At 53.2% G+C, this 19,182-nt stretch carries 15 protein-coding genes and 1 tRNA gene; 8 read left to right on the forward strand and 8 right to left on the reverse strand.

All coding sequences use genetic code 11. The features are described from left to right. Positions 1-161: 161 nt before the first annotated feature. The 3 genes from ACL2XP_RS11430 (at position 162) to fliZ (ending at position 3,348) form a co-directional block, all read left to right on the forward strand. Positions 162-1,823, forward strand: coding sequence for a flagellin (locus ACL2XP_RS11430; RefSeq protein ID WP_413738624.1), 1,662 nt, complete (start codon positions 162-164; stop codon positions 1,821-1,823). Positions 1,824-2,036: 213 nt separating this feature from the next. Next, on the forward strand, positions 2,037-2,759 hold the full coding sequence (locus ACL2XP_RS11435) for an RNA polymerase sigma factor FliA (protein WP_413739129.1): 723 nt from the start codon (positions 2,037-2,039) through the stop codon (positions 2,757-2,759). Between the two features lie 79 nt (positions 2,760-2,838). Then, a complete protein-coding gene (gene fliZ, locus ACL2XP_RS11440) occupies positions 2,839-3,348 on the forward strand; it encodes a flagella biosynthesis regulatory protein FliZ (RefSeq protein ID WP_413738625.1) in 510 nt (169 codons plus the stop codon). Between the two features lie 26 nt (positions 3,349-3,374). On the opposite strand, the gene putA is transcribed toward fliZ, so the two are convergent. After that, positions 3,375-7,340, reverse strand: a complete 3,966-nt coding sequence (putA, locus tag ACL2XP_RS11445; protein ID WP_413738626.1) for a trifunctional transcriptional regulator/proline dehydrogenase/L-glutamate gamma-semialdehyde dehydrogenase — start codon at positions 7,338-7,340, stop codon at positions 3,375-3,377. 361 nt (positions 7,341-7,701) lie between these two features. Between putA and ACL2XP_RS11450 the strand changes: the two genes are divergently transcribed. Next, complete coding sequence (locus ACL2XP_RS11450) at positions 7,702-8,001, forward strand: hypothetical protein (protein ID WP_413738627.1); 300 nt, start codon at positions 7,702-7,704, stop codon at positions 7,999-8,001. A gap of 64 nt (positions 8,002-8,065) precedes the next feature. Continuing rightward, complete coding sequence (phoH, locus tag ACL2XP_RS11455; RefSeq protein WP_413738628.1) at positions 8,066-8,857, forward strand: phosphate starvation-inducible protein PhoH; 792 nt, start codon at positions 8,066-8,068, stop codon at positions 8,855-8,857. Between the two features lie 87 nt (positions 8,858-8,944). Here the strand turns inward: phoH and ACL2XP_RS11460 are convergent. The 4 genes from ACL2XP_RS11460 to ACL2XP_RS11475 all read right to left on the reverse strand — a co-directional run bounded on the left by ACL2XP_RS11460 (position 8,945) and on the right by ACL2XP_RS11475 (position 12,655). Beyond that, positions 8,945-9,034 (reverse strand) — tRNA-Ser (locus ACL2XP_RS11460). Positions 9,035-9,311: 277 nt separating this feature from the next. Beyond that, positions 9,312-10,160, reverse strand: a complete 849-nt coding sequence (locus ACL2XP_RS11465; protein WP_413738629.1) for an ATP-grasp fold amidoligase family protein — start codon at positions 10,158-10,160, stop codon at positions 9,312-9,314. Continuing rightward, positions 10,129-11,451 carry a flippase gene (locus ACL2XP_RS11470; protein WP_413738630.1) on the reverse strand — a complete coding sequence of 441 codons (1,323 nt, stop codon included), beginning with the start codon at positions 11,449-11,451 and terminating at the stop codon, positions 10,129-10,131. The genes ACL2XP_RS11465 and ACL2XP_RS11470 overlap by 32 nt, the downstream gene beginning before the upstream one ends. Positions 11,452-11,821: 370 nt before the next feature. Further along, entirely contained in the window at positions 11,822-12,655 is an 834-nt protein-coding gene (locus tag ACL2XP_RS11475) for a winged helix-turn-helix domain-containing protein (protein WP_413738631.1), read from the reverse strand. 954 nt (positions 12,656-13,609) lie between these two features. Here ACL2XP_RS11475 and ACL2XP_RS11480 point away from each other — a divergent pair. Further along, on the forward strand, positions 13,610-14,236 hold the full coding sequence (locus tag ACL2XP_RS11480) for a molecular chaperone (RefSeq protein WP_413738632.1): 627 nt from the start codon (positions 13,610-13,612) through the stop codon (positions 14,234-14,236). Positions 14,237-14,243: 7 nt separating this feature from the next. Here the strand turns inward: ACL2XP_RS11480 and ACL2XP_RS11485 are convergent, their stop codons facing one another. The 3 genes from ACL2XP_RS11485 to mdtH all read right to left on the reverse strand — a co-directional run bounded on the left by ACL2XP_RS11485 (position 14,244) and on the right by mdtH (position 16,948). Beyond that, entirely contained in the window at positions 14,244-14,822 is a 579-nt protein-coding gene (locus ACL2XP_RS11485; protein WP_413738633.1) for a lipoprotein, read from the reverse strand. Between the two features lie 72 nt (positions 14,823-14,894). Then, positions 14,895-15,542 carry a glutaredoxin 2 gene (gene grxB, locus ACL2XP_RS11490; RefSeq protein ID WP_413738634.1) on the reverse strand — a complete coding sequence of 216 codons (648 nt, stop codon included), beginning with the start codon at positions 15,540-15,542 and terminating at the stop codon, positions 14,895-14,897. A gap of 200 nt (positions 15,543-15,742) precedes the next feature. After that, positions 15,743-16,948, reverse strand: a complete 1,206-nt coding sequence (gene mdtH, locus ACL2XP_RS11495; RefSeq protein WP_413738635.1) for a multidrug efflux MFS transporter MdtH — start codon at positions 16,946-16,948, stop codon at positions 15,743-15,745. A gap of 306 nt (positions 16,949-17,254) precedes the next feature. Between mdtH and rimJ the strand changes: the two genes are divergently transcribed. Both rimJ and ACL2XP_RS11505 read left to right on the forward strand, forming a co-directional pair. Beyond that, positions 17,255-17,839, forward strand: a complete 585-nt coding sequence (gene rimJ / locus ACL2XP_RS11500) for a ribosomal protein S5-alanine N-acetyltransferase (RefSeq protein WP_413738636.1) — start codon at positions 17,255-17,257, stop codon at positions 17,837-17,839. Positions 17,840-17,870: 31 nt separating this feature from the next. Then, positions 17,871-18,821, forward strand: coding sequence for a Gfo/Idh/MocA family protein (locus ACL2XP_RS11505; protein ID WP_413738637.1), 951 nt, complete (start codon positions 17,871-17,873; stop codon positions 18,819-18,821). The last annotated feature ends 361 nt before the right edge of the window (positions 18,822-19,182 follow it).

The following is a 19,182-nucleotide window of genomic DNA, read 5'->3' on the forward strand; positions in this document are numbered from 1 at the left end:
GTCAAGGCCGTGGCGGGCAGGGCGGCAAGTAAATTTACAGTTTTAGCTAAAGGTTGTCCGGCCCTCGCCGATACATGTTGGGACGGTCATTAACGGTAATCTGTTTTGATGCCCGAATTATTTTACCCAGTCCTGATGCATGTTTTATAAGGAACATTACCATGGCACAAGTTATCAATACGAACAGCATTTCCCTGCTGGCTCAGAACAACCTGAACAAATCTCAGTCTTCGCTGAGCACCGCTATCGAACGCCTGTCATCAGGCCTGCGCATCAACAGCGCCAAGGACGATGCCGCCGGCCAGGCGATCTCCAACCGCTTTACCTCCAACATCAATGGCTTGAACCAGGCGTCGCGTAATGCCAACGACGGCATCTCCCTGGCGCAGACCACCGAAGGCGCGCTGGACGAAATCAATAGCAACCTGCAGGCCATCCGTACCCTGACCGTGCAGGCGCAGACCGGCACCAACTCTTCCAGCGATTTGCAGTCCATCCAGGACGAAGTCACCCAGCGTCTGGACGAAGTTGATCGTATCTCCAAACAAACCGACTTCAACGGCGTAAAAGTACTGAGCTCTGACAAAAATTTGTCAATTCAGGTAGGTTCCAACGATGGTGAAACCATCGATATCGCATTGAAAAAAATTGATGCCAAAAGCCTGGGTTTAGGTACGTTTAACGTTAACGGCACGCAGGGTCAAACCACCGCAGTGACCAAAGCCGGCACTTCCATGACGCCAACCGCCGTCGTTCTTAACACCGACAAGTTCGGTGCTGATACGATCAAATCGGTCGCGTTAAAAGATAGCGATGGCAATGATGTTACCGCCGCATTGAGCAAGGACAGCAGCGGAAAATATGTCGCCACCACGGATAAAGGTTACTATGCCGTAGATGAAGCCAGTCTTTCCATTGATGCTTCCGGTAAATTAAGCGGCACCGTGGGTAGCTTCACTACTGCCGAAAAAACTACGACGACCGGCACTACAACTACGCCGAAAGTATTAACTACCAAGACATCTGCTGATTTACACTCGGGTGCTGCTGGTACTACCACCACCAAATTCACCGATAGTGCCGGAGTGGCTTTGACCAACTCGGATAATATCACTGTTCAACAAGATGCCGATGGCAATTACTATGCCATTGATACGACCAACGGCACATACGCGACAATGGCTACTGCTGACGCCACAAGTGGCGACTATGACGACACCAACACAGGCGATGAGACGTTAACTCTTAAAGTTTCAGGTACATTTACTGCTGGGGTGCCTAGCGATACGACAACTGGTGTGCCGACTACTTCTTATGTTACTACTGCTAGCGCATTTGAAGGCACGGACGTCACTAAGGTTAATCTTGCCGATAGTAACAGCATCAGCAGTACCAAATTTGCAACCAGTAACCTGGTTTCAGATGAAAAAGGTAATTACTATGTTCAGGATGCTGATGGTACTTCTTATGCTGCAAAAGTGTCCATTGACACTAACGGCGTCCTGACCGCTACCGCTGATTCGACCAAAGCGATTAAAAACACCGGCACCGATAACGCGCTAGCTACTCTTGATTCGGCACTGTCAACCGTTGATACCATGCGTTCCAACCTGGGTGCGGTGCAAAACCGGTTTGATTCCACCATCAATAACTTGGCTAGCACCACCAGCAACCTGAGCGAAGCGCAATCCCGTATCCAGGATGCCGACTACGCCACCGAAGTTTCCAATATGAGCAAGGCGCAGATCCTGCAGCAGGCGGGTACGTCCGTACTGTCCCAGGCCAACCAGGTTCCGCAGACCGTTCTGAAATTGCTGCAATAATTTCAGCCGGCTATCAAATAAACCTCGCTTCGGCGGGGTTTTTTTTGGCTATTGCATTTTGAACTGCTCTTTACTATTTGCCGGTAACAATAATTCCGTTCAATGTGCGCAAGATCTAAATAGAGGGGTAATAACGCGACTATTCCGGCGATTGATCGCCGCCGCTAACCGGATAATAACGGCGATAACAGGATCAATGTAGGGTTAGTCATGGTGAGCGATCTGTATACTGCCACGGGCGTAATAGATAAACAGTCCCTATGGCAGCGCTATATTCCTTTGGTTCGTCACGAGGCCCTGCGATTACAGGTTCGGCTGCCTGCAAGCGTGGAACTGGATGATTTGCTACAGGCGGGAGGCATCGGCCTGCTCAGCGCGGTGGAGCGCTATGACTCCCTGCAGGGAACGGCGTTTACCACCTATGCGGTACAACGCATTCGCGGGGCGATGCTCGATGAACTGCGTAGCCGCGACTGGGTGCCCAGGAGCGTGCGGCGCCATGCGCGGGAAGTGGCGCAGGCCATTCACCAGACCGAGCAGCAGCTCGGGCGGGTGGCCTCCGAACAGGAAGTGGCCCAGACGCTGAATATCAGTTTGGCGGAGTATCGGCAAATATTGCTCGATACCAATAACAGCCAATTATTTTCTTATGACGAATGGTGTGAAGATCACGGCGATAGTGCCGATAACCTTATGCCGGGTCACGAAGATGCTAATCCGCTCCATGTATTAATGGAAGGGAAATTACGTGAACGGGTTATCGAGGCCATTGACGCGCTGCCGGAAAGAGAAAAAATGGTTCTGGTCTTGTATTACCAGGAAGAGTTGAACCTAAAGGAAATAGGGGCCGTTCTCGACGTCGGCGAATCGCGGGTCAGCCAGTTGCATAGTCAGGCCATTAAGCGCTTGCGTGCGCGATTAAATAACGATCTTTGACGCTGGATAATAAGCGCGGGCGTATTTTTTCAAACACGAATTTACCGCACTCCTGTTTCCAGGCAGTAGGGAAAACGACATGTTAGCCAAAGTTGGAAAAAAGCGGCCTCTGAGCCGTTATTTAAAAGATTTTAAACACACCCAGACCCATTGCTGTCAATGCGCCAAACCCCTGGATCGCATGACGCTGGTGTTTCGCGGGCAAATTATCAATAAAGAAGCTATCGCCGGCATGGATCAATTGATCGACGATAGCGTATGGCAAAGCCTGAGCCAGGAACTGACCGCGCTGTGCCGTTTTTGCAGCGTAATATCCTGCGACAGCGCGGCGAACTATTTCGATATTAAAGCCTTTAAGCAATATCTCTTTGAACAGACGGCAATGAGCCATAGCACCATTCGGGAATATGTTGTGCGCCTGCGGCGGCTGGATGAAATATTGGCGGCGAGGAATTATCCCCATGATAAATTCGAGCGGCCAAGCGGGGCGCAAACGCTAATTGAGGATGTGCCCGACGCCGGACAAAGCAATTATCGTATTGCGCTACGCAAATACGATCAGTATCTGAACTGGCAGCGCAATTTTTAATTCCACCGTGTGGTATCGCGCCGATGTCAGCCTAAAGTCATCAAACTGGCGTTGCCGCCGGCGGCGGCGGTATTGATGCTCACCGCGCGCTCCACCAGCAGGCGCTCCAGCATAATGGCCGTTTCGCCGCGCGCATAGCCATGTACCTGAATCAACGGGCCGGGTCGCTGCGCGATCTTGGCGCATACCGGCAGCAATTGGTCCGAGTCGCCGTGAAACAGCACCGCGTCGATGGGGCCGTCGGCCGCCAGCCAGTCGGCATTGACGGTAATTCGCTGTTGTACCGCCGCCGGCAGGGTCGTGAGCAGCGTACGGACCAGCGCCGTGTCATTCCACAAAATCCCGGCCCCCAGGCTGGTGGCCGCCGCCAGTTGATTAAGCAGATCGTCTTCATCGTGCGCCAGGCACAATACGTGCTCGCGCGGCAGCAGGCGATAGGTATTCTGTTCACCGGTAGGACCGTTAAGCTGGCGCACCGTACCGGCCTGGGACAATTCGCCAAAACGGCGCCATAGCGCCGCTTGCTGCGTACGCCGCCCCTCGTCGGCCCAGGCCACCAGCGCCTGGTGGGCCGCCGGTTCCGGCCGCGGCATGGCGTCCGTTTCCTGCGCGCTATCAAGCGCGCGCAGCGAAGCAAGGGGTTCGTCCGTCCGGCGCCGGGATAACAGCCGATAAAGGTAAAGCGGGCCGCCGGCTTTCGGACCGGTGCCCGACAGACCCTCGCCGCCGAAAGGTTGCACCCCCACCACCGCGCCGACGATATTGCGGTTAATATAGCAATTGCCCACCCGCGCCCGCCCGATCACCCGGTTAATGGTCTCGTCAATGCGGGTATGCAGCCCCAGCGTCAGGCCGTAGCCGCTGGCGTTAATGTCTTCGAGCACCCGCGGCAGTTCATGGCTGCGATAGCGCACCACATGCAATACCGGACCAAAGATCTCCTTAGCCAATTGCCCGACGTTATCCAGCTCGATAAGCGTGGGCGGGACAAAGGTGCCGAAGGCATTATGCTCCCTCGCGCTGGCGACGGCGCCTTCCGGCTGCCATACCCGGTGTCCTGCCTCGCCCATGGCGGCGATATGCTCCCCGATCGACCGCGCGGCGTCGGCGTCGATGACCGGCCCGATATCGGTGGCTTGCAACTGCGGGTCCCCCAGGCTGCATTGTTCCATCGCCCCGCGCAGCATCCGCAGCGTCCGGTCGGCCACATCCTCCTGGATGCATAACAGGCGCAGCGCCGAGCAGCGCTGCCCCGCGCTGTCGAACGCCGAGGCGATAACATCGTTAACCACCTGCTCGGTCAGGGCGGATGAATCCACAATCATGGCGTTTAGGCCGCCGGTTTCCGCGATCAGCGGCACCGGCCGCCCTTGCGGGTCCAGCCGCGCCGCCAGGGTGGTTTGCAGGCTACGGGCCACGGCGGTTGAGCCGGTAAACATCACGGCGCGCACCCGCGGGTCGCCCACCAGCAGATGGCCGATGGTTTCACCGTCGCCGGGCAGCAGATGCAGCACGCCCGGCGGTATCCCCGCTTCGTGCAGGATAGCGACCGCCCGGGCGGCCACCAGCGGCGTTTGTTCCGCCGGTTTGGCCAGCACGGTGTTGCCGGCGGCCAGCGCCGCCGCCACCTGGCCGGTAAAAATCGCCAGCGGGAAGTTCCAGGGGCTGATGCAGACCACCGGACCCAGCGGGCGACAGCCATCCTGTGCAAACGCGCCAAGCTGGCTGGCGTAGTAGCGCAGGAAATCCGCCGCTTCGCGCACTTCGGCGATGGCATTGGCGAAACTTTTGCCCGCTTCCCTGATCAATAAACCGATCAGCGCCGGCATGCCGTGTTCCATCAGATCCGCCGCCCGGCATAGAATCGCCGCCCGTTGCGTCGCGGGCGTGGCCGCCCATACCGGGCCGTTGTGACCGGCGCTGGTAATGGCCTGACTGGCCTCGGCGGCGCCGGCATCGCGGCACTCCCCGACGCAATCCCGGCGATCGGCGGGGTTAAGGATCGGCCGCGCCGGGTGGTCGGGCATCATGGCGGCCGGGGGCGGGTCGGTCAGGGGCTGCGCGCGCCAGGGCAGAGTGCCGCCGTTAAGCAGCGCGGTGGACAGCGAGGCGAGGCGATGTTCGTTGGCCAGGTCGATACCGGCCGAATTCAGCCGCGCGGGACCATAGAGATGGCGGGGCAGGGGGATGCGTGGATGAGGCAGGCCTATCTGCCCCTCCTGTTCCCCCATGGCCTCGGCTTCATCCACCGGGTCGGCGATCAGCGCCTCCAGCGGCAAGGTACCGTCGGCGATACGGTTAACAAACGAGGTATTGGCGCCATTTTCCAGCAGTCGCCGCACCAGGTAGGCCAGCAGGGTGGCGTGAGTGCCTACCGGGGCATAAATCCGGCAGGGGCGGTTGAGTTTCCCAGCGGCGATGCTGCCCACCACCCGATCGTATAACGGCTCGCCCATGCCGTGCAGGCATTGGAATTCGTACTGGCCGGGATAATAATTCTGGCCGGCCATATGATAGATCGCCGCCAGGGTCTGGGCATTATGCGTGGCGAACTGGGGATAGATATGGTGGGGCACCGCCAGCAATTTGCGGGCGCAGGCCAGATAGGCGATGTCGGTATAGACCTTGCGGGTATAGACCGGGTACCCCTCCAGCCCGTCAACCTGGGCGCGTTTGATTTCGCTATCCCAATAGGCGCCCTTAACCAGCCTGATCATCAAACGCCGCCGGGTTCTCTGCGCCAGATCGATAAGTTCGTCGATCACCAGCGGACAGCGCTTCTGATAGGCCTGGATGACAAAACCAATGCCGTTCCAGCCGGCCAGGTCGGGCTCAAAACAGAGCTTGGTCAGGAGATCGAGGGAGATCTCCAGCCGATCGGCTTCTTCGGCGTCGATATTAATGCCGATATCATATTGCCGCGCCAGCAGGGTGAGGTTGAGCAGCCGGGGGTAGAGCTCATCCATCACCCGGGCATACTGGGCGCGGCCGTAACGCGGGTGCAGGGCGGAAAGCTTGATGGATATTCCCGGCCCCTCATAAATCCCGCGGCCGTTGGAGGCCTGGCCGATGGCATGAATCGCCTGCTGGTAGGACAGCAGATAAGCCTGCGCGTCATCGTCCGTCAAGGCGGCTTCCCCCAGCATATCGTACGAATAGCGGAACCCCCGTTGCTCCATCGGATGCGCGTTGGCCAGCCCTTCGCCGATATTTTCGCCCGTCACAAACTGCTCCCCCATCAGGCGCATGGCGACATCCACCCCTTTGCGAATCAGCGGTTCGCCGCTTTTGCCTATGATGCGGTTAAGGGAGCGCGACAAACTGGCCTCGTTATGGGTAGCCACCAGCCGGCCGGTAAAGAGCAGGCCCCAGGTGGCGGCATTCACGAACATGGAGCGGCTGCGCCCCAGATGGCTTTGCCAGTCGCCCTGGCTGATTTTGTCGCGGATCAGGGCATCGCGGGTGGCTTTGTCGGGTACGCGCAGCAGCGCCTCCGCCAGGCACATCAGCGCCACGCCCTCCTGGGACGAAAGGGAAAATTCCTGTAAAAATCCCTGTACCATGCCCGCGCGTCCTGCCTGCGTTTTTTGGTTACGCAGCGCTTCAGCCAGGCGGCGGGCCAGGAGGGTAATGGCATGCGCCAGCGGGGCGGGTTGCCGCGCCTGGGCAATCAGCCAGGGGACCGCTTCGGTTTCTGGCCGGCGCCAGGCGGCGGTAGTGGCGGAGCGCAATATGGATTGAGGTAAAATCTGCTCGGCAAAATTAAGGAACGGCTGGCGTGAGTCCGCCGGCGGCGGAGGAGGTAGCTCGCGATCTTCCGGGGTTGCCTCCGCGTCGGGCGCGGGGGCGGCATCGCTTTCCAATAAATCGAGATAATGGAAGATGGCATGTTTAATCAACCAATGCGGCGTGCGGTCGATGCGGCGCGCCGCTTGTTTAATGCGTTCCCGGGCGGCGTCGTCAAGCTTGACGCCCATCGTAGTCGTGGCCATGGCGCTGTTTCCGCGAGCAAAAGATGCTTCACTATCGCCAATGTTGCAACTTTGTGCAACCAGGTTAATAAACAATTATCTTATAGTGAAAACGCGCCTTGTGCCGGTAGGCTAATTTGTAATAATTGATGTTTTTGATCGGTCATGTTTTAACCGGAAACCATGGCGCTAATTAATTTTTTTCCCTGTTTCATAAAGGCGTTATATAACGCTGGCGGCGCGGTTGGGATAGGAGAACATAAAGGCAGATGGTTATTAATTGCCCGGTCGGCAAAAAAAAAGTTGCATAGGGGCGGCAATCTGTTGCAATGTCATTATACTCAAGACATCAAGTGTGGATTCATAAACGCGGGGATTGCTGATGACAATGTCCTTTTATGGGCTGATGACACCGCAACATGCTTTACCAGCCGCCTCCCTGGTCTCCGGCGGTTGCCATTCCGACACTTGCTACTACGATATCTATTATTTTAATACCACACTGCCTACCGTTTTATTGCTTACCCCTACTTTAATTACGCCTCAGCGTTACCGATTAATTCCCTATTTTACCCCCGATGGAAATCGCGGCGCGTCCGGATGGTTAACGCGCATGCGCCAAGATATTTCATCATATTTTATGGCTATCATTGGCTTGAAAGGAAGCCACAACCTCATCTGAATGTGTAGCGTAATCACAAGGCTTACGCCCTGTGAATGGTGAAACAAACTGTAAGGTGCCACTTATGGGAAGACAAAAAGTAGTGATCAAAGCTCGTCGTGAAGCAAAACGTGTTATCCGGCGTGAGTCGCGCAATCACAAAATGCGCGAAGAGGACTCGGTCACTTCTCTTGTTCATATGAGCGGGATTGAATCGATTGGCATGGCGCGCGATAGTCGCGATACTAAGTTAATTGAGGCACGAAATGAAGTTCAGGAAGCTTACTTAACGGCCATTGAGACCAAACAGTTAATATTTGCAACCGGTGAGGCTGGGTGTGGCAAAACCTTCCTCAGCGCCGCCAAGGCGGCAGATGCGTTAATCCACAAAGAGGTTGAACGTATTATTGTCACCCGGCCGGTATTACAGGCCGATGAAGACCTCGGTTTCCTGCCCGGGGATATTGCCGAAAAATTCGCTCCTTATTTCCGCCCGGTTTATGACATTTTATTGCGCCGGTTAGGGTCGTCTTTCATGCAATATTGCCTGCGCCCGGAAATCGGCAAAGTGGAAATTGCCCCTTTCGCGTATATGCGGGGACGAACGTTTGAAAATGCGGTAGTCATTTTGGATGAAGCGCAAAATGTTACGGTTAATCAAATGAAGATGTTTTTAACCCGGCTGGGGGAAAACGTCACGGTAATCGTCAATGGGGATATTACGCAATGCGATTTGCCGCGGGGGGTTAAATCAGGTCTGGCGGATGCTCTGGAACGCTTTACCCAGGAAGATGAGATGATCGGTGTGGTGCGTTTCGGTAAACAGGATTGCGTGCGCTCGGCATTGTGCCAGCGTACGCTTAATGCCTATCAATGAGGATTAAGACGGCCGGCGGCCGGTGATGGACTAAAAACGCTAAACCAAAAAAAGCCCGGATAGAAATCCGGGCTTTCTTTTTAATTTTGGCGGTGAGAGAGGGGTTCGAACCCTCGATACGATTTCTCGTATACACACTTTCCAGGCGTGCTCCTTCAGCCACTCGGACACCTCACCACGTTGTTGTCGCTGCTGTTGATGTAATTCAGTACATGCTTAACTACATCTTTAACTACATCTTTAACTACAGGGGCAACGGGGCGGTACTATAGGGATTCGCCCCATTCTGGTCAAGTATAATTTTTCAATGTTCAGCTGTTTGCTCAGGCTTTGAGCATATGGGCCGCATCGTTATTAAAATATGTTATTGCGTGGCCCATTAGTCTTTTGCCGGCCCGCCTGCGGTCAATTTGCGTAATTGGCAGACTTTGGTTAAACACGCAATTTCCCCCGATCAGTCGGTAAAAAAGCTGCCCCATTGATGCTGGACGCCTTCCGGGTACATTTTACACAGCCCCGCGCCGGGGGTGAAGGTGAGTTCGCCAAAATAGACGCTGCCGTTGGTTTCGTAAAAATCTACCCTGACATAGGAAAATTCTTGGGCAATATGTTTAGCCAGGGAAACCATCTCAGCCAGGTTTTTGGGCGCGGCCATGGGGACCGGATTGTTCGGCAGGCCCATGCGTATATCGGTCTTGTTCCATTGGGTATCAAACACATCCCGGCGATGCACGCCGAAGCGGTCATAATCCACCTGAATAAAGATATGCATTTCCCCCTGTTGGTTAAAACAGTGAAATTTCACATCGTTTGGCACTTTGCCATCTTCTATCAGCAGTTGCTCCACCATAATGTAAGGCTGGATTTTTTTATAATGTCTTTCACGAGTTACTTTATAGAAATTACTTTTGGTCCATTGCTTGGTTAGCGCGCTTAACTGGGCAAAAGTGGTTTGCATTTTATCAAAGACCACCAGGTTAAAACCCGAGCCATGATTGGCTTTGATCACGAACGATTCCGGCAGACCGTCATAGATGGCCTGGGTTAACTCGGTGCAATAGGCATGTAGATTAATCAGGTATTTTTCGCCAATGGAATTCGCTATATAATCACGAACCTTTAATTTATCCGCCAAGTCAGTATAAATGGTCTTGGGCCTGAAATTACGGAGAGTGATCTTCTCGCTAAACGTGGTGGGCTTGGAGAAGTTCGGCCATTTTTTAAACACTCGCGCATATTTTAATTGATGATACAGCATATCTGGGAGTAGTTTAGTGGCTTGTCTGGCGATTGGATTTAACATGGTTTTTTACCTCTATTATTAAAGCAGGGATACTTTTGTAGGCACCAAATAAATGATTTGTGACTAACCCTTTTTTAAACATGGCATTAAGCAAAAAAAGCGATATAGCCTCGGAAAACAATGTGGATAGTGCGGCCCCGGTTATGCCGAATAACGGAATAAAATGATAATTAAGGCCCACGTTCAATAAAGCCACGATGGGCATCTTCATCGCCATAAATCGATACCCCGCATGCATAATGATGATGCGATAAGAAATGGTGCCCAATACGCCACACAGCGAGGTCAATGCGCAGATCGGCAAAATAGCTGCGGAAGCCATGTAAGCCTCGCCATAAACCAACCGTATGATTTCTTTGCTGAATAATGCGATTATTATGATTACCGGCACGGATAGCGACAGGGTAAGCATATACAGCAAACGGATCCGGCCATTGGCTTTCTGCGGGTCTCTTTCGCCCGCAATCAGGCTCATGAACGAGGTGATGAGGGCCATTGGCACCAGCACCCACCCTTGGCTAATCGCCATGGCCGCGCTATATAATCCCACCGCATGGTAGCCGATGAATTTTGCCAGCATAATTTGATCTATGCGGGTATAAATAACAATTGCCAGGCCGGATACCGCCAGCGGTAATCCAACCTTCAATAAATAAATATTATAAAATTTTAAATATTTTAACTTCAGCGGTTTCTGGCGCGCATAGCGCTTGGCCATGTGACCGCGGCTAAATATCACTTTTCGCACTAGATAAGGGAGCAGGGCGCGTACCGCGACTGAACCCGCAAACCACGTCAAGCCTAACTGAAAATGAACAAAGGCCAGATTAAGCGCCACAAAAATGACCAGCGCCGTGTTATTAATGACTAAATTAATTTTCGAAGCCAGCGTCGCGTCATAGTACAATTTATAAATATCACGCAGAGTAAAAAAACTGCTAATCAATAATATCGCCAAAATTTTCGTTTTATCTGCCGGCAAAGTCTGGCTCGCCCAAATAAACAATCCGGTGCTAAAAAACAAAAAAAGTATAAATTTTATCCGTAAAGAGGCAATCATCAGCGTCATACCGCTAAGCGGTTTCTTCGCAATTCGATTGAATAAAATATTATCGCTGCCTAATTGAATGAAAGGAAGAATTAAGGCAATGATTGAAACTAAATAATTTAATGTCCCAAAATTATCCGGTCCTAAATAACGAGCAACATACATGGCAGAGATGATGCCCGCACCGGCGAAGCAAATTTTCTCAAGAATGATCCAAAAAGAATTATAAATTATTGCTTTCATGATCCTCGTGGCAGTATTGAAGGGCTGTAGTCATCGTCGTACATGCATGATTGACAATTGCATTATCATGAAGGCAGCTTGAGACGCTCTTCACGACTTATGCTTCAGCCTAAAAATAATGTTTGCCGAGTGACTAATATAAGAATAAACGCTGGGTTAAACAAATAAAAAAAGATGAAATGGTATGTTTAATACAGAAATTATTATTGAGTTTATATGAAATATACTTTGTTTATAAAATTCATATAACATTTTATTGTGTTTTATATCATTGGTCTCATCGACGCATGAGGAAATAACATAAAAAAGGCCCGAAATGGCTTTCGGGCCTTTTAGTGAGAGAAGTAACGCGATAGGGCAGGGGGTTAGATCATCTTATATTGACTGCCTGGCAATCAGCGGTGTCTATGGCGAATTTGGTGGTGTAATGTTCACAACTGGCTTCATCTGAAAAAAACTTTCCATAACCTAGCGGACAAGTCAACGATAGGACATTTGCGCGGCTCAGGTTGGCTAATCCCAGAGTGTAAGAGGATATGGGCGCCTTGAGAATGGATAAGGAACATAAGATGACTACTGCAAAGACAAAGAAACCTAAAAAGCTAATAACTATTTCATTTTTTTTATGCTGAATCATCAACAAACAAAGATAAGTAATACTTTTTAACTTATTCGATCGAATTAATGACGTTTTGCTTACGCTACGAGCCGATCTGGAATGAGAAGGCAGCGCCCAGATTGGTGCACAATATAACTCTTCATCGCGATCATGCCCTTTGTACCGATCATGCTCATTGCTACGGGGGATATTCGATCTTTTCCCTGCTGAAATGTCTGCCACCTGAGAGGTGTCATGCTGCGGCTCGGGTGGGCTGATTTCGGCAATGAACTCCTCGTCTGAGTTAATAGTAATTCTTTGTTTTTCCTCAATTATATAGCCAATCCTGGGAATGGTTTTAATAATTTGATGATTTTCATCGCCAATCTTTTGACGTATTGATTTTATAGTTTGATTGATCGTTGAATCTGAGCAATAAGTGCCTTTCCAAATGGTATCAATCAACTCGGCGCGGGTGAGCACTTCCGGTGATTTTTCAAGTAATAAGAGTAGGATCTGATACTCTTTCCAGCGTAGCCGGGTACGAAGATCGGTTGGAATTTTCACATCACCCTGATTTATGGTTATTGTTTGTGACAGTTTCATCTGCAAATACCTCGAGGTAACTCTTTTTCTTATACATGCTGTTGTGAACGTTACGCTAGGTGCTGAAATTTTCAAGATATAGAATATTGTATTTTCTAATATTTTATCTTTTTCATAAATCCGTTACCTGCTCATGCCTACCTCCTAATAAGGTTTATCTTAAAGAAAATTAATACGAACCATAGAAACAATAGACGAGACCAGAAATTATAGTGAGGGTAATAAATCTGAATTTCGAACAATGGGTGGGTTGGTAAGTTGTATATAAAATTATAAAACCTAATATTTTATATGGTTATTTATTTTTTTTATCTAAAATTTTGCCTCATTTATTTCAGGAATGTTCATTTTGGCAGCAGTGCAATCGCAAGTTAATGCGCAGTTGCATAAATATGCAGATTGGGTGCTGCTGCTACCTGAAATAATGCATAGAATAGTTGTTTAATTCCAGCCTAATACAGAATATAGGTAAGGGTATGATCTTATCACGTCTGCTTATACCAGCAGCATACTTTTACTCTTAAAAACGACTGTTGAGTCACAAATCCTGCATTAATATTCTTTTTATAAATTTTGGTCTTAGTTTTCAACTAATTGATTTATAAGATATACCTTTAAATGAGATAAAATAAAACAACATTTTACTTTGCCGCTTCGCTGTCATTTCGGCCATACAATGTTCATTTAAGGGGAGGGATATTTTTTTTAACGCAGGATGGGAAATGTCTGGGAGGTGGGTCAAATTCTGCTTTATAAAAAACGCGAATCACAGGCTAAACAGCACAAAATGTTACAGCACGCCGCAGCTTTGTATCACAATTTGCCCTTGCCGGCCTGGTGCCGCCACGTTCGGCTTTGTATTGGCGCGGCATCCGCAAAACGCTGTTCTATGCATTGCGCAATGCATTATTTTATGCCAAGGTTCGCGCCGGTTTAGTAAAACGGGTATATGGGATGAACGATTTCTCTATGGTTTGCCGGGTGTTGGGGACGTTATTTTACCGTCAGCCGCAGGATGCCACGCTGGCGCCGCTGATGGCGCTAATTGCGGAAGGTAAGCTGGCGGCCCATTGGCCGCTTGAGCAAGATGAACTGTTGGCGCGGTTGCAGCAAAGCTGCGTTCCGGCGGGTCTGGCCGAGGAATATGCGCGGCTATTTATTGGCAAGTCGGTTATTGGCAACACGGCTATTAATGGTACGGCTATTGATGGTACGGATAGAGAGGGTGCGCTTATCGGCGAGGCCGCGCGCGTATCGCCCCTGCGTTCGGCGTGGTTGCCGGCGGACGCGGCCGATGTGACGGCGTTCTTGCAGCAGCTCGGCATGCCTCGCGGCGACGGGCCTGCGGATCACTTTGGCGCCTTATTGCTGGCCGCTTCGTGGCTGGAAGATCATGCGCAGCAGGATGAAACCGCCGCCCAGCGCCGGCTGTTCGACCTCTATTTGCTGCCCTGGAGCGATCGGTTCCTGGACCAGGTGGAAGCCTGCGCCGCCGGAGACTTCTACCGCGCCCTGGCGATAATATCCCGCGAAGCCCTGCAAGCCATGCGCGAAGAACTGGACGAAACGCCCGCAGGTTGAATACGCATCAATAGCTAAAGGGGATGACCAACGCGCCGGGTATAACGTCTATACGCTGGGCCAGCCGTTTGGCCAATGCCTCGTTCTTATCGCGATCCGCGTCCAGCACATAAGCGGGCTGCGTGTCGAAATAGGACTTCAGGGCGAGATCGAGATAAGGGCTCAGCGCACTGAATGTCGATGCCAGCGTTTCCGGCTGTACCCGGTAATCCAGCAGGCGCATGTCGCGCAGATAAATCGCGCCCCTCGATTTGTCATAGTAAGGCTGCGCCTGCAAGGTCAGCTGCACATCGGCCCGTTGCGACCCCCAGAGCGTATCGATGTCCACCCGGGCGTTGCCGGATAGCCTGACCTTATCCGCTTCAGTACGGCCGATTTGGCTGGCCAGATCGGTCACCTCGATGCGGGCATCGGCCACGCCGGGAATGCCGATATTTTTTTTGAAATCGCTATGCTTTTGCAGATAGGTATTCACTTCGCGTTCGCTGATGGTGTATTGCGTAAGCTTATTACAGCCGCTGAGCAGCATGCTCGCGGCCATTGCGCCGAACAGCCACGCCCGCGCCGTCTGTTTAGGTTTCTTCATTCCCGTCCCGAAAAGTCTGGCCAAACCGCCCGGCGCCGTTGTCCACCGGCCATCGGCGCCGGGCGGTAAAGCTTATTGGGCGACGCTGGTCAACAGGTTAACCTGCGTCTGTTTGGCCATATTGTCGCGGTAATCCGCTACCCGGGTCGGCCAGTCCAGCCCGGCGACGATGGTCAGGGAGCGCAGCCGGGCGAATAAATGGATATCGTCATCGGACAACTCGCCGTTGCAGGCGTTGGCTTGCTGGATCAACGGATCGAGCTCGCGCAATTGCTGGCTGACCTTTTTTACCAGTCCCGGCGTATGGGACAGATGTTCTTCGAAGCTGCCGTTGGCGGCCTCTTTTTTGGTAATGAAATAACTGCGCGCCGCCGGGGTGGAGAACTCTTCAAACGGGGCATTGGCGTTTCGCGGCAAAACCAGCGGGTAGGATGATTCATGATTGGTGGCCAGCCATTGACCAATGGCGGCGTTAAGCGGCCCGGTCAGCAGCGGCTGGCCATACTGCCGATCGATGAAATGGACGATATCCATACTTTCGGGCATAAAGCTGCCGTCGTCTTTTTGTAAGATCGGCACCATTTTTTTACCTACCATACCGATAGGCGTGGCTTCGTCGTCATTGAGAAAGACCTTCAGTTCGACGGGAACATTCTTCAGGCCGAATATCGATCGGGCTTTAACGCAGAATGGGCAATGCTCATAGATATAGAGTTTCATAATGAGGCTTCTTCTCCTGGTTGATATATCTTGGCATAGTGGCGGCATAGTGGGGCCGTGTAACGCAATAGCCGTGGCCGTCCGCTAACGTAAATCCATGCCGGTAGAGGTAATTATGGGTTAACCCTTGCTATATAACCATATTTATCGCCCCGTTTGTCCGGCCAGCAGCGGACAAATACGGCCCGCGGTTGGCGTACTTAGCGCCCGCTAAGCATGGCCGGTTCAATGCCGCGCTGGTGAAACTGCCGGTACAGGCCGAATAGGGTGGCCAGCCCGATGAGGCCCAGCATCATCCAGGGCAGCTCCGGGAGATCCAATTGCATACCGACATCGTATAACCAACCGCCGCCGCTGTATCCGATGGCGCCTCCCAGCGCCAGGCCCAGCCGGCTAAAGCCCAGATAGCTGCCCCTGGCCCGACCGTCCGCCAGCGAGGCGCCGAGGGTTTCCCTGGCGGGCTCGGCGATGATTGAGCCTACGTAAAACAGGCCGATTAAACTAAACAGAACGTGCAGGCTGCCGGCCATACCGATAGGGAACAGGCTGAGCGTCATGATTAGCAGGCCCGCCATCAGCCTGACCTCCAGGCTGAACCGTTTTTCACTCCAGCGGGCGATGGGATAGAGCAGGGTAAGGGACAGCACCGCTTCGATGGCGTACATCCATTTTACCGCCGAAGGTTGTCCCGACACTTCGTTGACCCTAATCGGCAACATCAGCATCACCTGCACTGCCAGCATATAATAGCCGGTCAGCGTCAAGACATAGGTGACGAACCGCCGGTCCCGCAGCACGCGCCGCATGCCGTCCAGCATAGGCGCGCGCACGGACGAAATGCGATAGGCAGGCAGCAGCCAGCCGTTGAATATCGCCGCCAGGATAAACATCAGCGCGCCCGCCCAGCAGACCAGGTGAAAATCGTATTTCAGCAGCCAACTGCCGATCAGCGCCCCGATCACCGAGCAGGCGCTATCTTGCATCATCAGAATGGAAAAGAACCTGCCCCGTTCATGGGGCCGGGTCAGCTTGACCACCAGCGCGGTGCGCGGCGGGTCAAACAGCGTTCCGCCCAGGCCTGAAAGCGCGCAGGACAGCCAAAGTACCCAGGGTTGATCCGCAATGGCCATCAGGGCGAAACCCAAGGCGCGCAACAGCATGCCGGTGATAATCATGGGCTTGGCGCCCAGGCGATCGGCGATAGCGCCGCCAAAGATGCCCAACCCCTGTTGAATCAGCTGGCGCAGCCCGAGGGCGATGCCCACCAGCAGCGCGGCCCAGCCTAATTGATCGACGAAGCGGATGGAAATAAGGGGAAACACCACAAAAAAACCCAGGACGACCAACATATTATCCAACAGGAGAAAATACTTACCCAAGCTCCGAGCTTGCGACACCGATGACATACTTCACCACGAACCCAATGACCTATTATGAGAACCTTATTCTGACCGCTATGGGTGAATAACGATAGCCCGGCGGCAGGGATAATTTTTTTATCGAAAAATGATGGCAGAACCGTTAATTTATGAGGGGGATCACTTTCCCACGGTTTAACGGCAAAAAAAGTGTATGCCGCTAATTGTACTGTGGTGAAATGGCCGGGTCGAGGCCGCGGCTTCGCTTACAGCGACCTCTTTAAGGGCGCGTCGGCCAATGACCGGGACGTCGACCCGACATGCTTATCGAATTGCCCGGATAGCGGAGGAAAGATGTTTGGCTATCGCTCAGCGTCGCCTAAGGTGCGACTGGTTACCGCCAGGCTGGTGGTGCGTTTGGTTCATGAACGCGACGCGTACCTACTGGCTGAGTATTATGCCGCCAACCGGGACTACCTGAAGCCCTGGGAACCGGTTCGTGATGAAAGCCACTGCTTCCCTTCGGGCTGGCAGGCCCGCCTGGGCCTGATTACCGAAATGCACCGGCAGGGTACCGCTTACTATTTTATCCTGCTCGATCCGGAGGAAAAAGAGGTGTACGGCGTGGCCAACTTCAGTAATGTGCTGCGTGGGTCGTTTTATGCCTGCTTTCTCGGTTATTCGCTGGGCGAAAAATGGCAGGGCCAGGGGTTAATGTATGAAGCGCTGCTGGCCGCCATTCGGTATATGCAGCGCCATCAGCAAATGCACCGTATCATGGCCAACTATATGCCGCACAATCAGCGCAGCGGTAACCTGCTGGCGCGCCTGGGGTTCGAGCAGGAAGGCTTTGCCAGGGAGTATCTGCTGATCGACGGCCAGTGGCGCGATCATGTCCTGACGGCATTGACCTATAGCGCTTGGACGCCGGGTCGTTAAATATCTTGCTTGAAAGCTTGCCGGAGAGAGTATGACCTTACGCATCGGGATCGTGGGACTGGGCGGTATCGCGCAAAAAGTCTATTTGCCGTTATTGTGCCAAACGGAAAACTGGCAGGTGGTCGGCGCCTTTTCACCCAATCAACAAAAAGCGCATGCCATATGCGCCGGCTATCGCATCGAATGTTTCTCCAGCCTGGACGCATTGGCGCAGCGGTGCGACGCGGCGTTTGTACATACCAGCACCGCCACCCATTTCGCGGTGGTGGGGCAATTGCTGGCGCGCGGCTTACATGTCTATGTGGACAAACCCCTGGCGCAGACGCTGGAGCAGGCGGAGCAATTGGTCGCCCTGGCGGCCCATAAGCAACGGGCTTTGATGGTGGGGTTCAACCGGCGTTTTGCCCCGCTGTATCTGCGCTTAAAACAATCCTTGCGCCAGCCGGCCTCGATCCGGATGGATAAACACCGCGCCGACAGCGTAGGCCCTCAGGATATGCGCTTCACGCTGCTTGATGATTATCTGCACGTGGTGGACACCGCGCTGTGGCTGGCGGACGGCGAGCGTGCCGGCGGCGGGGCGGCAACCCTGGCCTGCCCCGATCGGCCCGGCGGCCCGGTCCTGGAGAGCGGGGTGCTGCAAAGCAATCCGGCGGGCCAGCTGCTGTATGCCGAGCATCATTTCAACCATCGGGGCTGCCTGGTTACCACCAGTATGCACCGCCAGGCGGGCAGCCAGTGCGAAACCGTCGGCGCGGTGGACGCGGGGGCGGTGTATCGCATCGAAGAGATGCGCGTATGGCGCAGCGAAAGCCAGGGCGTTATCAGCGAATTACCGGTGCCCGCTTGGCAGACCATCCTGGCCCAGCGGGGGTTTACCGGCGCGGTACGGCATTTTATCGATGCGGTAAGCAACCAAACCCCGCCGGCCATCAGCGGCGACCAGGCGTTGCTTGCCCAGGCGTGGGTGGCGCGTTTATAACTTCACGGCCCCATTTTTCCCCGCGGGACCTGTTTTGCTTTGATTTAATGACTCACTAAGCAACTTGATATCATCGCATTGGCGAAAATCAAGGTTATGGTCCATATTCAGAGTACCCGATATGCACGCGCCGCCTGGCGGCGCGATCAGGGGGCGGTTTATTGCCCCCATGCGGATGCTTGCATTTCTTTTTTGCCGTTAAGGCATTCCTTACTCAGGCATGGTTAATCACATGCGCGGCACCACGCGCGGTGCCTCTTACCAGGGTGATGTCGCCGCATATGACGGCGACGAATGGCTTTGTCCTAATGTGCTCCGCTATCGAGCGGCCAGCGCCGCTGGCGCGGCGGTGAGAACCGCC

The organism is Sodalis sp. RH21 (assembly GCF_047324175.1).
Taxonomy (GTDB): domain Bacteria; phylum Pseudomonadota; class Gammaproteobacteria; order Enterobacterales; family Enterobacteriaceae; genus Acerihabitans.

Coding starts and splice junctions, on each gene's coding strand:
- rimJ (WP_413738636.1), top strand. CDS start 17,255: ATGTTTGGCTATCGCTCAGCGTCGCCTAAGGTGCGACTGGTTACCGCC.
- ACL2XP_RS11450 (WP_413738627.1), top strand. CDS start 7,702: ATGACAATGTCCTTTTATGGGCTGATGACACCGCAACATGCTTTACCA.
- ACL2XP_RS11465 (WP_413738629.1), bottom strand. CDS start 10,160: ATGTTAAATCCAATCGCCAGACAAGCCACTAAACTACTCCCAGATATG.
- ACL2XP_RS11475 (WP_413738631.1), bottom strand. CDS start 12,655: ATGAAACTGTCACAAACAATAACCATAAATCAGGGTGATGTGAAAATT.
- ACL2XP_RS11505 (WP_413738637.1), top strand. CDS start 17,871: ATGACCTTACGCATCGGGATCGTGGGACTGGGCGGTATCGCGCAAAAA.
- putA (WP_413738626.1), bottom strand. CDS start 7,340: ATGGCCACGACTACGATGGGCGTCAAGCTTGACGACGCCGCCCGGGAA.
- fliZ (WP_413738625.1), top strand. CDS start 2,839: ATGTTAGCCAAAGTTGGAAAAAAGCGGCCTCTGAGCCGTTATTTAAAA.
- ACL2XP_RS11430 (WP_413738624.1), top strand. CDS start 162: ATGGCACAAGTTATCAATACGAACAGCATTTCCCTGCTGGCTCAGAAC.
- ACL2XP_RS11485 (WP_413738633.1), bottom strand. CDS start 14,822: ATGAAGAAACCTAAACAGACGGCGCGGGCGTGGCTGTTCGGCGCAATG.
- ACL2XP_RS11470 (WP_413738630.1), bottom strand. CDS start 11,451: ATGAAAGCAATAATTTATAATTCTTTTTGGATCATTCTTGAGAAAATT.
- phoH (WP_413738628.1), top strand. CDS start 8,066: ATGGGAAGACAAAAAGTAGTGATCAAAGCTCGTCGTGAAGCAAAACGT.
- ACL2XP_RS11480 (WP_413738632.1), top strand. CDS start 13,610: ATGAACGATTTCTCTATGGTTTGCCGGGTGTTGGGGACGTTATTTTAC.
- mdtH (WP_413738635.1), bottom strand. CDS start 16,948: ATGTCATCGGTGTCGCAAGCTCGGAGCTTGGGTAAGTATTTTCTCCTG.
- grxB (WP_413738634.1), bottom strand. CDS start 15,542: ATGAAACTCTATATCTATGAGCATTGCCCATTCTGCGTTAAAGCCCGA.